At 62.2% G+C, this 13,863-nt stretch carries 10 protein-coding genes and 1 pseudogene; 8 read left to right on the plus strand and 3 right to left on the minus strand.

The window, feature by feature from the left end:
• Positions 1–62: 62 nt before the first annotated feature.
• The 4 genes from alr (at position 63) to Q7F16_RS10185 (ending at position 4,466) form a co-directional block, all read left to right on the plus strand.
• Complete coding sequence (alr, locus tag Q7F16_RS10170; protein WP_409555741.1) at positions 63–1,136, plus strand: alanine racemase; 1,074 nt, start codon at positions 63–65, stop codon at positions 1,134–1,136.
• Between the two features lie 128 nt (positions 1,137–1,264).
• A complete protein-coding gene (locus Q7F16_RS10175; RefSeq protein ID WP_003206841.1) occupies positions 1,265–1,813 on the plus strand; it encodes a cupin domain-containing protein in 549 nt (182 codons plus the stop codon).
• Between the two features lie 171 nt (positions 1,814–1,984).
• Complete coding sequence (locus tag Q7F16_RS10180; RefSeq protein ID WP_172436017.1) at positions 1,985–2,407, plus strand: c-type cytochrome; 423 nt, start codon at positions 1,985–1,987, stop codon at positions 2,405–2,407.
• A 136-nt stretch (positions 2,408–2,543) separates the two neighbouring features.
• Positions 2,544–4,466, plus strand: coding sequence for an acetyl-CoA hydrolase/transferase C-terminal domain-containing protein (locus Q7F16_RS10185; protein WP_409555742.1), 1,923 nt, complete (start codon positions 2,544–2,546; stop codon positions 4,464–4,466).
• A 119-nt stretch (positions 4,467–4,585) separates the two neighbouring features.
• Here Q7F16_RS10185 and Q7F16_RS10190 read toward each other — a convergent pair whose 3' ends face one another.
• Together Q7F16_RS10190 and rep are read right to left on the minus strand one after the other, a co-directional pair.
• Positions 4,586–5,158 (minus strand): xanthine phosphoribosyltransferase, encoded by a 573-nt coding sequence (locus tag Q7F16_RS10190; RefSeq protein WP_014340844.1) that lies wholly within the window; start codon positions 5,156–5,158, stop codon positions 4,586–4,588.
• A 55-nt stretch (positions 5,159–5,213) separates the two neighbouring features.
• Positions 5,214–7,223, minus strand: coding sequence for a DNA helicase Rep (gene rep / locus Q7F16_RS10195; RefSeq protein WP_014340843.1), 2,010 nt, complete (start codon positions 7,221–7,223; stop codon positions 5,214–5,216).
• 273 nt (positions 7,224–7,496) lie between these two features.
• On the opposite strand from rep, the gene Q7F16_RS10200 reads away from it, so the two are divergent.
• Entirely contained in the window at positions 7,497–9,167 is a 1,671-nt protein-coding gene (locus tag Q7F16_RS10200; RefSeq protein ID WP_046064454.1) for a putative bifunctional diguanylate cyclase/phosphodiesterase, read from the plus strand.
• Positions 9,168–9,211: 44 nt separating this feature from the next.
• On the opposite strand, the gene Q7F16_RS10205 is transcribed toward Q7F16_RS10200, so the two are convergent.
• Complete coding sequence (locus Q7F16_RS10205) at positions 9,212–10,606, minus strand: NorM family multidrug efflux MATE transporter (protein WP_079303459.1); 1,395 nt, start codon at positions 10,604–10,606, stop codon at positions 9,212–9,214.
• A 158-nt stretch (positions 10,607–10,764) separates the two neighbouring features.
• Here Q7F16_RS10205 and Q7F16_RS10210 point away from each other — a divergent pair, with 158 nt between their 5' ends.
• From Q7F16_RS10210 to Q7F16_RS10220, 3 genes and pseudogenes are all read left to right on the plus strand, one after another.
• Positions 10,765–11,685: a LysR substrate-binding domain-containing protein gene (locus Q7F16_RS10210; RefSeq protein WP_409555743.1), complete on the plus strand. Its 921-nt coding sequence runs from the start codon at positions 10,765–10,767 to the stop codon at positions 11,683–11,685.
• A 344-nt stretch (positions 11,686–12,029) separates the two neighbouring features.
• Positions 12,030–12,944, plus strand: a pseudogene (locus Q7F16_RS10215) (Cache 3/Cache 2 fusion domain-containing protein); the annotation flags it as partial.
• A gap of 180 nt (positions 12,945–13,124) precedes the next feature.
• Complete coding sequence (locus tag Q7F16_RS10220; protein ID WP_375538591.1) at positions 13,125–13,847, plus strand: methyl-accepting chemotaxis protein; 723 nt, start codon at positions 13,125–13,127, stop codon at positions 13,845–13,847.
• The last annotated feature ends 16 nt before the right edge of the window (positions 13,848–13,863 follow it).

The raw sequence follows: 13,863 nt of genomic DNA on the forward strand, positions 1-13,863 counted from the left end.
GGTGGTTCATGCTGTCAGCCAGCGCCGGTTTTTTATTCATGACCGTCTAGAAGCCTGCCGCCATGCGTCCTGCCCGTGCCCTGATCGATCTCCAAGCCCTGCGTCACAACTACCAATTGGCCCGCGAAGTCACGGGGGCCAAGGCCCTTGCGGTGATCAAGGCCGACGCCTACGGGCATGGCGCGGTGCGTTGCGCCGAGGCGCTGCAGGACACGGCGGACGGGTTCGCCGTCGCCTGCATCGAAGAAGCCCTGGAACTGCGGGCCGCCGGGATCCGTGGGCCGGTCCTGCTGCTGGAGGGTTTTTTCGAGGCCAGCGAGCTGCCGTTGATTGTCGAGCACGATTTCTGGTGCGTGGTGCATTCGTTGTGGCAGCTCGAAGCGATTGAACAAGCCGCGCTGAGCCAGCCGATCACGGTCTGGCTCAAGCTCGATTCCGGCATGCACCGGGTCGGCCTGCATCCGACGGATTACCAGGCGGCCTACCGTCGCCTGCTCGCCAGCGGCAAGGTGGCGAAGATCGTCTTGATGAGCCACTTCGCCCGTGCCGATGAACTGCACGATCCCAGCAGCACCGAGCAACTGGCGATATTCGACAAGGCCCGCCAGGGCCTGGTGGCGCAGATCAGCCTGCGCAACTCACCGGCTGTGCTGGGCTGGCCGCAGATACCCAGCGACTGGGTGCGCCCGGGCATCATGCTCTACGGGGCCACGCCCTTTGACGAACCCAACGCCGTCGCCTCGCGCCTGCAACCGGTGATGACCCTGGAGTCGAAGATCATCAGCGTGCGCGAATTGCCCGCTGGCGAACCGGTGGGCTACGGCGCCCGTTTTGTGACCACGCAACCGACCCGGGTCGGCGTAGTCGCCATGGGCTATGCCGACGGCTACCCACGCCAGGCGCCCAACGGTACACCGGTGCTGGTGGAGGGGCAGCGCAGCCAACTGGTCGGACGGGTGTCGATGGACATGCTCTGTGTCGACTTGACCGATGTCCCCCAGGCCGGGCTCGGTTCGACCGTGGAGTTGTGGGGCAAGAACATCCTGGCCAGCGATGTCGCCAAGGCCGCCGACACAATCCCCTATCAGATTTTCTGCAACCTGCGACGGGTGCCACGGCTCTATTCCGGGCATTGACGCGCGGCGCCAGCTACCGAAAGTCGCTTCACCGCACAGGATTCGGGTCAAAGTGTTGTAAATACTGAACGCTGTCGCCATGATAACGCTCACTTTCCTCACAACCTGATTCCCTGGAGGCTCCAGCATTGGACGTCGGTGAACGACTGCAATCCATTCGTAAACTCAAAGGCCTTTCCCAGCGTGAACTCGCCAAGCGCGCGGGCGTCACCAACAGCACTATTTCGATGATCGAGAAGAACAGCGTCAGCCCCTCGATCAGCTCGCTGCGTAAGGTCCTTGGCGGGATTCCCATGTCCATGGTCGAGTTTTTCTCCGAAGAAATCCTCCAGGAGAAACCGACTCAGATCGTCTATAAAGCCAACGAACTGATCGACATCTCCGACGGCGCCGTGACCATGAAGCTGGTGGGCAGGGCACACCCGAGCCGGGCGATCGCCTTCCTCAACGAAATCTATCCGCCCGGTGCCGACACCGGTGAAGAGATGCTCACCCATGAGGGCGAGGAAACCGGGATCCTGGTGGAAGGGCGGCTGGAACTGGTGGTGGGTGTCGAAACCTTCGTGCTCGAAGCCGGCGACAGCTACTATTTCGAAAGCACCAAGCCCCACCGTTTCCGTAATCCGTTCGACGTGCCGGCGCGACTGATCAGCGCAGCCACACCGGCCAATTTCTAGAAAAAGCGGCGCCGGCCCTATACGGCCAAGGCGCCCAGGGAAGGCACCGTCATCGCAAACAAGACCCTTGCGACTTTGGGGTTGTTTCAGTGTGACGGGCTTACCGCTATACTTGCGCCCGCCTGCAAACCGTGGCCGCAGGCGTGACTAGCCACCATTGAGGGTGTACGCGTGAACCTAATTATGAAAATGCTGGCTGCACCAGCAACCGTATTGGCCCTATGGGCTGCGAGCGCTCAAGCTGCGCCCAACGACGAAATCGCCAAGCGCCTTGAACCCGTCGGCCAGGTCTGCGTCCAGGGCAAGGAATGCAAGGGTATGGAAGTCGTGGCCTCGGCTGGCGGCGGGGCTGCCAAGACGCCGAAAGACGTGATTGCAAAACACTGCAACGCTTGCCATGGCACCGGCCTGCTGAATGCTCCGAAGATCGGCGACGCAGCAGCGTGGGGTGAACGTTCCAAGAAAGAAGGCGGCCTTGATGGGCTGCTTGCCAAAGCGATCTCTGGCATCAATGCCATGCCGCCAAAAGGCACCTGCGCCGATTGCTCGGATGACGACCTCAAGGGCGCCATCAAAGAGATGTCCGGCCTGTAATACGCCGATATCTTGCGCAAAAAAGCCGCTTACGAGCGGCTTTTTTGTGCCTGGGTTTTTTCCAGGGCTGTTCATCGCAACCAAGACCCGGCAAGCTCGGTCCAACCCACATTCATGGAATGTCCAGGAGGGTCCGATGGTGCAGTTGTGTTCAATCGAACAGGCGGTGGATGACGTGCTCGAGCGTCTGCCCGCGCATATTCATCTCGGCATGCCCCTGGGGCTGGGCAAACCCAACCTGTTCGCCAACGCGCTGTACCGGCGCATCGCACAACTGCCCGAGCGACAGCTGACGATCTACACGGCCTTGAGCCTGGGCCGGCCAAACCTGGGCGACGGTCTGCAGAAGCGCTTCCTCGAACCCTTTATCGAACGGGTCTTCGGTGATTACCCCGAGCTGGATTACCTGGCCGATCTGCATCACGACAGCCTGCCGGCCAACATACGGGTCGAGCAATTCTTCATGCAGCCCGGCAGCCTGCTGCACAGTGCGTCGGCCCAGCAGAACTACGTCAGCAGCAACTACAGCCACGCGGCCCGGGACATCAACGCTGCCGGCTTGAACCTGGTGGCGCAGTTGGTGGCGAGCGAGCCCCAGCACCCGGATCGCCTGAGCCTGAGCTGCAACCCGGATATCACCCTCGACCTGCTGCCGATGATCGCCAAGCGGCGCGCGGCCGGAGAGACCATCCTTCTGGTCGGCCAGGTGCACAACGATTTGCCATACATGCCGGGCGACGCGGAAGTCGGTATCGACGCTTTCGACCTGTTGATCGACGAGAAGGACAGCCACACGTTGTTTTCCACGCCGAACATGCCGGTGGGTTTCCAGGATCATCTGATCGGTCTGCACGCCAGTACCCTGGTGCGCGACGGCGGGACGCTGCAGATCGGCATCGGCGCCATGGGCGATGCCTTGACGGCAGCGCTGTTGGCGCGCCAGGCCGATAATGCCGGTTACCAGGCGTTGCTGGCGGACCTGAACCTTAGCCAGTGGGCGCAACTGATCGAGCGCGAGGGCGGAGTCGAGCCGTTTGCCAAAGGGCTGTACGGTTGCAGTGAAATGTTCGTCAACGGTTTGTTGGTGCTGGCCGAGGCTGGAATTGTCCGGCGCAAGGTCTACCCCGACGTTCCGACCCAGGAACGGGCCAACGCCGGCACCCTCGACGAGGCCGCGCAACCTGACGGCATCTGCATACACGGCGGATTTTTCCTCGGGCCGCGCAGTTTTTATGAACGCCTGCGCGAGTTGCCGCCAAGCCGTCTGCTCGAATTCAACATGACGCGCATCAGTTACATCAACGAGCTGTACGGCCAGGAACAGCTCAAGCGCCTGCAGCGCCTCGACGCCCGTTTCATCAACACAGTCTTCACCATGACCCTGATGGGGGCCGGGGTGGCCGATCAGTTGGCAGACGGGCGGGTGCTCAGCGGCGTGGGCGGGCAGTACAACTTCGTTGCCCAGGCGCATGCACTGGAGGGCGGACGCTCGATCCTGCTGCTGCGCAGTTGGCGTGAGGCCGGGGGCGAGATCAGCTCGAACATCGTCTGGGAATACGGTCATTGCACGATTCCCCGGCATCTGCGCGACATCGTGGTGACCGAGTACGGCATCGCCGACCTGCGAGGCAAGACCGACGCTGCGGTGATCGAGGCGTTGCTGAATATCAGCGATTCACGCTTCCAGCCCGGGTTGATCGAGCAGGCGCAAAGTGCCGGCAAGTTGCCGAAGGATTTCCGCCTCGACCCGCGCTTCGCCGACAACACATCGGAACGCTTGCAGGCGATCCAGGCACGCCATCCGAACCTGTTTCCCGAATACCCCCTGGGGTGTGATTTCGATGAGGTCGAGCGGGATCTGTTGCGGGCGCTGAACTGGCTCAAGAGCAAGTTCAAGCTCACCGAGATCCTGGAGCTGGGCAAAGCCGCGCTCGATGCGCCGCAGGCCTGGGAGTTTGCCGGGCATCTGGAGCGGATGCAGTTGGCCAGCCCTGAAGGGCTGAAGGAGGAGTTGTTTCAGCGGTTGTTGCTGGCGGGGCTTAAGGCGACTGCGCCTTAGCGACCCACCTGAACCCCCTGTGGGAGCGAGCTTGCTCGCGATAGCGGTGTATCTGTTCCACCAAATGTGTCTGACAGACCGCTATCGCGAGCAAGCTCGCTCCCACAGTAGGCACAGGGTCAGTCGATGAAGGTCACGACCCCACCAGCCAGGGATTGCACCCGGGCCAACGACTCGACGCGATAGCCCTGGGCATCCAGTTCCGCACGGCCGCCCTGGAATGACTTCTCGATCACGATCCCCAGCCCGGCGACGGTGGCGCCGGCCTGCTTGATGATGGAGATCAGCGCCTGGGAGGCTTTGCCGTTGGCCAGGAAGTCATCGATGATCAGCACCCGGTCGCTGCTGGTCAGGTGACGCGGGCTGATGGCGACGGTGCTTTCGGTTTTCTTGGTGAACGAATACACGGTGGCCGACAGCAGGTTTTCCGTCAGGGTCAGGGACTGTTGCTTGCGGGCGAAGATCACCGGTACGCCCAGGTTCAGCCCGGTCATGATCGCCGGGGCGATGCCCGAGGCTTCGATGGTGACGATCTTGGTGATGCCCGAGTCCTTGAACAGCGCGGCGAATTCGTCGCCGATCAGCTTCATCAATTGCGGGTCGATCTGGTGGTTGAGAAATGCATCAACCTTCAGGACCTGGTCGGACAGCACGATGCCTTGTTCACGAATTTTCTGGTGCAGGGCTTCCATGAAGCCTCCTCTGGTGACGCGTCAGCGCCTGAAGTCGGTAAAAAAGTAGTCGATTCTAGCGCTTTAACATCGCGCGTATATCCGCCAGGGCGCTGTTGCCGCGAACGACTTTGACTTCCGTCGGCGTGTCGTCGTTGCCTTCCCAGGCCAGGTCGTCCGGCGGCAGTTCATCGAGAAAGCGGCTGGGGGCGCAGTCGATCACTTCGCCGTATTGCTTGCGCTTGGCGGCGAAGGTGAAGGCCAGCGTCTGACGGGCCCGGGTAATCCCGACGTAGGCCAGGCGCCGTTCTTCCTCGATGGTGTCGGCCTCGATGCTGGAGCGGTGCGGCAGGATTTCTTCTTCCATGCCCATGATGAACACGTAGGGGAATTCCAGGCCCTTGGAGGCGTGCAGCGTCATCATCTGCACACCTTCGGCGCCGTCTTCCTCTTCCTGCTGGCGCTCGAGCATGTCGCGCAGCACGAGTTTGCCGATGGCGTCCTCGACCGTCATGTCGCCGTCTTCGTCTTTTTCCAGGGTGTTCTTCAACGCCTCGATCAGGAACCAGACGTTGCTCATGCGGTAGTCGGCAGCCTTGTCGCTGGAGCTGTTGGTGCGCAGCCAGTTCTCGTAGTCGATGTCCATCACCATGCTGCGCAGTGCTGAAATCGGATCTTCCCCGGCGCACTGTTCGCGAACCTTGTCCATGAAGCGCTTGAAGCGCGCCAGGCGGTCGGTGAAGCGGCTATCCAGATGTTCGCCCAGGCCGATTTCATCGGTGGCGGCGTACATCGAGATCTTGCGTTCGGTGGCGTAGTTGCCGAGTTTTTCCAGGGTGGTCGAACCGATTTCCCGGCGCGGCACGTTGATCACCCGCAGGAAGGCGTTGTCGTCGTCGGGGTTCACGATCAGGCGGAAGTAGGCCATCAGGTCCTTCACTTCCTGGCGTCCGAAAAAGCTGTTGCCCCCCGACAGGCGATAAGGGATCTGGTGATGCTGCAGTTTCAGCTCGATCAGCTTGGCCTGGTAGTTGCCGCGGTACAGGATCGCAAAATCGCTGTACGGCCGGTCGGTGCGCAGGTGCAGGCTGAGGATTTCCATGGCCACGCGCTCGGCTTCGGCGTCTTCGTTGCGGCAACGGATCACGCGGATCTCGTCGCCGTGGCCCATCTCGCTCCACAGTTGCTTTTCGAACTCGTGGGGGTTGTTGGAAATCAACACGTTGGCACAGCGCAGGATGCGGCTGGTGGAGCGGTAGTTCTGCTCCAGCATCACCACTTTGAGCGACGGGTAGTCTTCCTTGAGCAACATCAGGTTTTCCGGCCGCGCGCCGCGCCAGGCATAGATCGACTGATCGTCGTCGCCTACCACGGTGAACTGGTTGCGCGTACCGATCAGCAGCTTCACCAGCAAATACTGGCTGGCGTTGGTGTCCTGGTATTCGTCCACGAGCAGGTAGCGGACCTTGTTCTGCCATTTCTCGAGAATGTCGGCGTGATCCTGGAACAGCTTGACCGGCAACAGGATCAGGTCGTCGAAGTCCACCGCGTTGAACGCCTTGAGCGTGCGCTGGTAGTGGGTGTAGACGATGGCGGCGGTCTGTTCCTTGGGGTTGCGGGCGTTTTCCAGGGCCTCGGGCGGCAGGATCAGGTCGTTTTTCCAGGCGCCGATCATGTTCTTGATCTCATCCACGCCGTCGTCGCCTGAGTATTCCTTCTGCATGATGTCGGTCATCAGGGCCTTGACGTCGGTCTCGTCGAAAATCGAGAAGCCGGGTTTGTAGCCCAGCCGCGCGTGTTCCTTGCGGATGATGTTCAAGCCCAGGTTGTGGAAGGTGCAGACCGTCAGGCCGCGGCCTTCGCCGGCGCGCAGCAGGCCGCCGACCCGCTCCTTCATTTCCCGGGCGGCCTTGTTGGTGAAGGTCATGGCGACGATGTACTGGGCGCGGATGCCACAATTCTGGACCAGGTGCGCGATCTTGCGGGTGATTACGCTGGTCTTGCCGGAGCCTGCACCGGCGAGCACCAAAAGAGGGCCGCCGACATAGTTCACGGCTTCTTGCTGCCGGGGATTGAGTCGGGACATGACAGAGTCAGGGAGTCGTTTGCGAAATGGGCCGGCATTTTAACAGGCTCTGAGAATTGTGCTGCTCTGTCCGACTTGTGACGCACAGCGCATTGTCATTTGCCGCTTCTGTTACTTTCACGCAGGATGTGGGGCCAATCGCGTCCTGCACAGGATTTGGAGTGGAAAAAAACCACCTAAACCGCGTGTTTGAGAACCATTGGCATTGGTCATTGCCAATGGGCAGGTCATAATGCCCGGCGCCTACCACCTTGCAGAGTCTAGGGAGTCAGCTTGTCAACGCCTGTCGAACCCTTGCGTTTGCTGTTATTGGCCCAAGAGCCTGTGTGGTCAGCAATATTACGCGAGTGCCTGGCGCCCTTGGGGGCCTCGGTCGTGTTGATCAGCGCCCCGAACTGGGAGTCTGTCAGCAGCCTGTTCGAAGATAATCGCAACGCGGTGTTGCTGACCGTTGCGGCGCTGCAACCGGCGCCGGGCCGTTGCAGCCTGCCGACGATCCTGTTGCTCGAGCACGAGCCAGCGATTGCCCCCGATGGCGTCAGCGACTGGTTGGTGCGTGATGTCCTCGACAGCGCGACCCTGCGTCGTTGCCTGCGCCATGTGCGCGAGCGCGGCGTGCTGGAAAACACCTTGCAGCGCCTTGCCGAACAGGACCCGTTGACGGGCATTGCCAATCGCCAGGGTTTCCAGACGCTGCTGGCGGCGCGCCTGGCGGAAAACGACGGCCGTGGCCTGGCGCTCGGTCACCTGGACCTGGACAACTTTCGTCACGCCAACGACGCCCTCGGCCACCAGGCCGGTGACCGCTTGATCCTGCAAGTGGTGTCGCGGCTCAAGAGCTCGCTCGAGGCCGGCGATCAATTGGCGCGATTGGGCAGTGATGAATTCGCCCTGTTGATCGACACCCGCCGCGCACCACAGCGGGCCGAGTGGATGGCCGAGCGTATTACCGAAGCTTTGGCCGAGCCCTACTGGGTGGACGGTGAAAGCCTGCTGATCGGCTGCAGCCTGGGCGTTGCCCACGCCCGCGCCCAGGCCGGCGCCGATCCGCTGATGTGGCACGCCCACATCGCCATGCAGCAGGCCAAGAGCACCCAGGGCTGCACCTTTCATATCTTCAACGAGCGCATCAATCGCAATGCCCGCAGCCTCGCCGACCTGGAAAGCGAGCTGCGCCGGGCACTGCGCCGTGACGAGTTGGAACTGCATTACCAGCCACGGCTGAACCTCGATGGCGGCCACATTGTCGGCCTCGAAGCCCTGGTGCGCTGGCGTCACGGCGAACGTGGCTTGCTGCCACCCAGTGAGTTCGTGCCGCTGGCCGAACAGAGCGGCCTGATCGTGCCGTTGGGCTACTGGGTGATTTCCCGGGCGCTGCGGGACATGCAGGCCCTGCGAGAGCGGGGGCTGGCACCGTTGCACATGGCGGTCAACCTGTCGTTCCGGCAGTTCCAGGACAGCCAGTTGTTGCCGACCCTGAGCCGGTTGATTGCCGAGCGAGGTGTCGAGGCGCAATGGCTGGAGTTCGAACTCACCGAAACCGCCGTCATGCGCCGCAGCGAGTTGGTCAAGCAGACCATGGATGCCCTGGGCCGCCTGGGAGTGCGCTTCTCCCTGGACGACTTCGGCACCGGGTTCTCCTCGTTCGTGCACCTCAACAGCCTGCCCATCGCCCTGCTCAAGATCGACAAGAGCTTCGTCGGCGGCATGGAGCAGCGCGAAGAGAACCGCAAACTGGTGCACGCCATGATCAACCTGGCCCACAACCTCAACCTGGAAGTGGTGGCCGAAGGTGTGGAAACCCAGGAACAACTGGACCTGCTTCGCGGCTTCGGTTGCGACCAGGTGCAGGGTTTCCTGATCAGCAAGCCGTTGCCGTTGCCGGAGTTGGTGGAGTACTTGACCTTCGAGGGTGATCAGCAGTCGATGCTGGAAATCAGCTGACGCAAAACCCTGTGGGAGCGGGCTTGCTCCCACAGGGGCATATCTCAATCGACCTGGATGGCCTCGAAACGCTGCCGTCCGGGCTCACTGCGAATCATCCGCTTCATCTTCCATTCAAACGCCGCTGTCAGGCTCACGGCCGCGCAGGCCAGCCCCAGGGCCAGGCCCCACCAGACGCCGGTCGGCCCCCAGTTCAGGTGGAACGCCATCCACCACGCCGCTGGCGCGCCGATCAGCCAATAGCAACCCAGCCCCACCAGGAAGGTGGTCTTGGCGTCCTTGAGCCCGCGAATGCAGCCCATGGCGATGGTTTGCGTGCCGTCGAACAGCTCGAACCACGCCGCGACCGCCAGCAGGCTCACGGCCAGGTTGATCACATCGCGAAACGCCGGGTCGTCGTGGTCCAGGAACAAACCGATCAATTGATGGGGCAGCAGCCAGAACACCATGGCGAACGCCAGCATGGCGGCCGCGCCAAAGCCAATCCCGACCCGACCGGCCAGGCGCGCCATCAGCAACTGCCCGGCGCCATAGTGCTGGCCGATGCGCATGGTGATGGCGTAGGACATCCCGGCCGGCACCATGAACGCCACCGAGACGATCTGCAGCGCGATCTGGTGGGCTGCCAACGGCGTGCTGCCCATGGTGCCCATGCACAGCGCAGCGAACGCAAACAACCCGACCTCCACCGCGTAAGTGCCGCCAATCGGCAGGCCCAGGCGCCACAGTTCCTTGAGGTATTGGCGATTGGGCCGCGACAGGCCTTCGAGCAGCGGATAGGCACGGTAGGCCGGGTGCCGATGGATGTGCCAGGCCAGCGCCAGGGCCATGCAGTTGGCGACGATGGCCGTGACCAGGCCGATCCCCATCAAGCCGAGTTTCGGCAGGCCGAACATGCCGGTGATGAGCGCGTAGTTGAGCAGGAAGTTGGCCACCGTGCCGCCGAGGCTGATCACCATGACCGGTGTGGCCCGGCCGATGGCACTGGTGAAGCCGCGCAGGGCCATGAAGCTCAAGTAGCCGGGCAGGGCGAACGGCAGCGCCAGCAGGAACTGTCCGGCGGACAGCACGTTGGTTTCGGTCTGGCCGAACATCAGCAGTACGGGCTTGAGGTTCCACAACAGCAACCCGGCCATCAAAGCCATCAGCCAGGCCAGCCATAACCCGGCCTGGGTCAACCGGGTGGCGCCTTCGACATCGCCTGCGCCCTGGCGGATCGCGACCAGGGTGCCCACCGCGGCGATCACGCCGATGCAGAAGATCGACACGAACGAATAAGTGGCCGCCCCGAGCCCGCCGCCGGCCAGGGCTTCGGGGCTCAGGCGGGCCATCATCACGGTGTCGGTGAGCACCATCAGCATGTGCGCCAACTGCGAGGCAATCAACGGCCCCGCCAGCCGCAGGATGGCCCAGAGTTCGGTACGCACTGGATGCCGCATGATCATCACGCTCCATGTTCAAACAAGGCAGTAAAGCAACGATTCTCGGCGCTCTCGGCGGATTGCACAAAGGGATAAAAAAGATCGCTGGCATGATTAAAACTCATGCTGGATGGGTTTCTGGTAGGGTTTGCGAACAACGGCATGGAGCTTCTGCGATGTCTCGTCGTCTTCCTCCTCTTTATGCGCTGCGGGCATTCGAAGCCGCGGCGCGCTACAGTTCGTTCACCCGGGCCGCTGAAGAGCTGTCGATCACCCAGAGCGCGGTCAGTCGGCACATTCGCACGCTGGAAGATCACTTTGCCTGCCGGCTGTTCCAGCGCAGTGGCCGTAACCTGCAATTGACCGAGGCGGCGCGGTTGTTGTTGCCGGGCGTACGTGAGGGCTTCATGGCGCTGGAGCGCGCCTGCCATACCTTGCATGGCGAGGATGGCATCCTGCGCATGAAAGCGCCTTCCACGCTGACCATGCGCTGGTTGTTGGCGCGCCTGAGTCGCTTCCGGCATTTGCAGCCCGGCAACGAGGTGCAACTGACCAGTGCCTGGATGGACATCGACTCGGTGGACTTCAACGTCGAGCCCTTCGATTGCGCCGTATTACTGAGCAACGGGCATTTTCCCGCGGACTGGGAGGCCAGTTTGCTGTTTCCCGAGGAACTGATCCCGGTGGGCGCGCCGAACCTGTTGAACGATCAGCCCTGGGACGTGGCGCGGTTGGCCGGCGCGGAACTGCTGCACCCCACGCCGGATCGCCGGGACTGGCGCAATTGGCTGCAACGCATGGGCCTGTCCGACAAGGTTTCGCTCAAGGGGGGGCAGGTGTTCGATACCCTGGAGCTGGGCATGATCGCCGCGGCACGCGGCTATGGGGTTTCCATGGGCGACCTGCTGATGGTGGCCGAGGACGTCGCCCAGGGGCGCCTGAGCCTGCCCTGGCCGACGGCTGTCGCCAGCGGTGAACACTATTACCTGGTCTGGCCGAGAACCCGACCGGGAGGTGAACGTTTGCGTCGGCTCAGCGACTTCCTCCAGGCTGAGGTGAAGGCCATGCAATTACCCGACGTGCAGCGTTTGGGCTGAAACGTTGCAGTTGGTGTGCTAGCCACTTGGCATTAATCCTTGCGAACCGCTCAAGTATTTGGCTTTGCCGCCGAATTTGTGAGGATGGAACCTTCGTGCAGAAAGGGCCAACTTACACCTCACTCGAAAAATGCCGAGCGTGCGAGCGTGATCAGGATGATCCGGTCTCTCGGCCAGGAGCCGTCATGTCTCAACCCCGTGCCCGGATCGCCTCACAGCTAGGCCTTGCCCTCGCTGTGATATTGGCGATCGTGATCTCCGGCAGTACCGTCTTTGCCCTGCGTTCGCTGGACGCTGCCAACCTCGCCACCCGTGAAGAACACTTGGCCAGCGAAGCGCGCCTGATGGCCGATCAGCTCAATACGTTCCACAGCACCTTGCGCGAGAGCACGCAGCGGTTGGCCGGTCTGTTCGAAAAGCGCTTCAGCGCGGGCCTGACCGTGCATCCGGACCAGCCGGTGACGGTGGCGGGCGTGCAGACTCCAGGTTTGAACCTGGGCAGCGAAGTGTTGAATAACAACTTCAAGGAAGTGGATGACTTCAAGGCGATGACTGCCGGGGTTGCCACGGTATTCGTGCGCAGCGGCGACGATTTCATCCGCGTCAGTACCTCCGTCAGTAAACAGGACGGCACGCGGGCCATTGGTACCGTGCTCGACCGCGCCGGTCCAGCCTATGGTCCGGTGATCAGCGGGCAGAGCTACATCGGTCGAGCCTTGCTTTTCGGACGCTTCTACATGTCGCAGTACACGCCTGTACGCGACAGCGGCGGCAAGATCATTGCCGTGTTGTATGTAGGCTTCGACTACACCGATGCGCAGAACGCGCAGTTCGAGAACCTCAAGCGTTTCCGCATCGGCCAGACCGGTTCGCTGGCATTGTTGGATGAGCAAAACAAATGGCTGGTGCCGCCAGCGGGCGTACAGGCGCTGGACAACGCTACTGCGGCCATCACGGGTTTGATCAAAAAACCGGGCAAGGGTGCGTTCTGGGACGACACCGCGGAAGCGTTCTACAGCGTCGCCGTACCGTTCGAGGGCGGGCCGTGGGCGGTGGTGGCGAGCATGCCGAAAACCGAGATTCGCGCCGTGACCTGGAGCGTCGGTACGCAATTGGCCATTGGCAGCCTGCTGGCGATGTTGTTGGCGGTCGGCTCGGCAATGTGGTTGTTGCGCAGCAAACTGGCACCGCTCGGCGATCTGGTACGCCAGGCCGAAGCCTTGGGCGCCGGCGACCTGAGCGTGCGCCTGAATGTGTCGAGCCATGATGAAATCGGTCAGTTGGCCCGTGCCTTCAACCAGATGAGCCAGGCCTTGTCGACCATGGTCGAGCACATCCGCAAGGCCTCCCAGGAGGTCAACAGCCGCGCCCAGGCGCTGTCCGGGTTGTCCAGCGGGGCGTATGAAGGCATGGAGCAGCAATCCGGTGAAATCACCAGCATGGCGGGCGCGGTGGAAGAGTTCAGTGCAACCTCGTTGAACATTGCCGACAACATGGGCAACACCGAGCGCCTGGCCCAGGAAAACGCCCAGCAGACCCGCATTGGCCGGACCTCGATGGATGAAGCGTCGTCGTCCCTGGAGCAAATTGCCGGTGCGCTGAACAGCACGGCCACGGTCATCAACACCTTGGGCCAGCGTTCCCAGGAAATCGGCGGCATCGTGGGTGTGATCACCTCGATCGCCGAGCAGACCAACCTGCTGGCCTTGAACGCCGCCATCGAAGCTGCCCGCGCAGGCGAGCAGGGCCGTGGTTTCGCCGTGGTGGCCGATGAAGTCCGCAGCCTGGCTTCCCGCACTCGCCAGGCCACTGACGAAATTTCCAGCATGATCAACAGCATCCAGCAGGAAACCGGCAATGCCATCAGCACGATGGAGCAGGGCAACCTGTTGATGCAGGAAGGCCTGTCGCGCAACGCCAACGTGGCCACGGCCCTGGCCCGCATCGACGAGCAAAGCCGCTCGGCCGGCCAGCAATTTGCGGCGATCACCACCGCCACCCAGGAACAAAGCAGCACCGCGACCCTGCTCAGCAGCAACCTGCAAAGCATCGCCATGGCCAACAGCGAACAGCGCCAGGTGGTCTCGAACCTGGCACTCACCGCCAAGGAACTGGAAAAACTGGCCCAGGACCTGCGCCAAGAGGTTGATCGGTTCCGCTGAAACGTCCCGTCACGAG

It is taken from the genome of Pseudomonas sp. Lb2C2 (assembly GCF_052112205.1).
GTDB lineage: Bacteria > Pseudomonadota > Gammaproteobacteria > Pseudomonadales > Pseudomonadaceae > Aquipseudomonas > Aquipseudomonas kilonensis.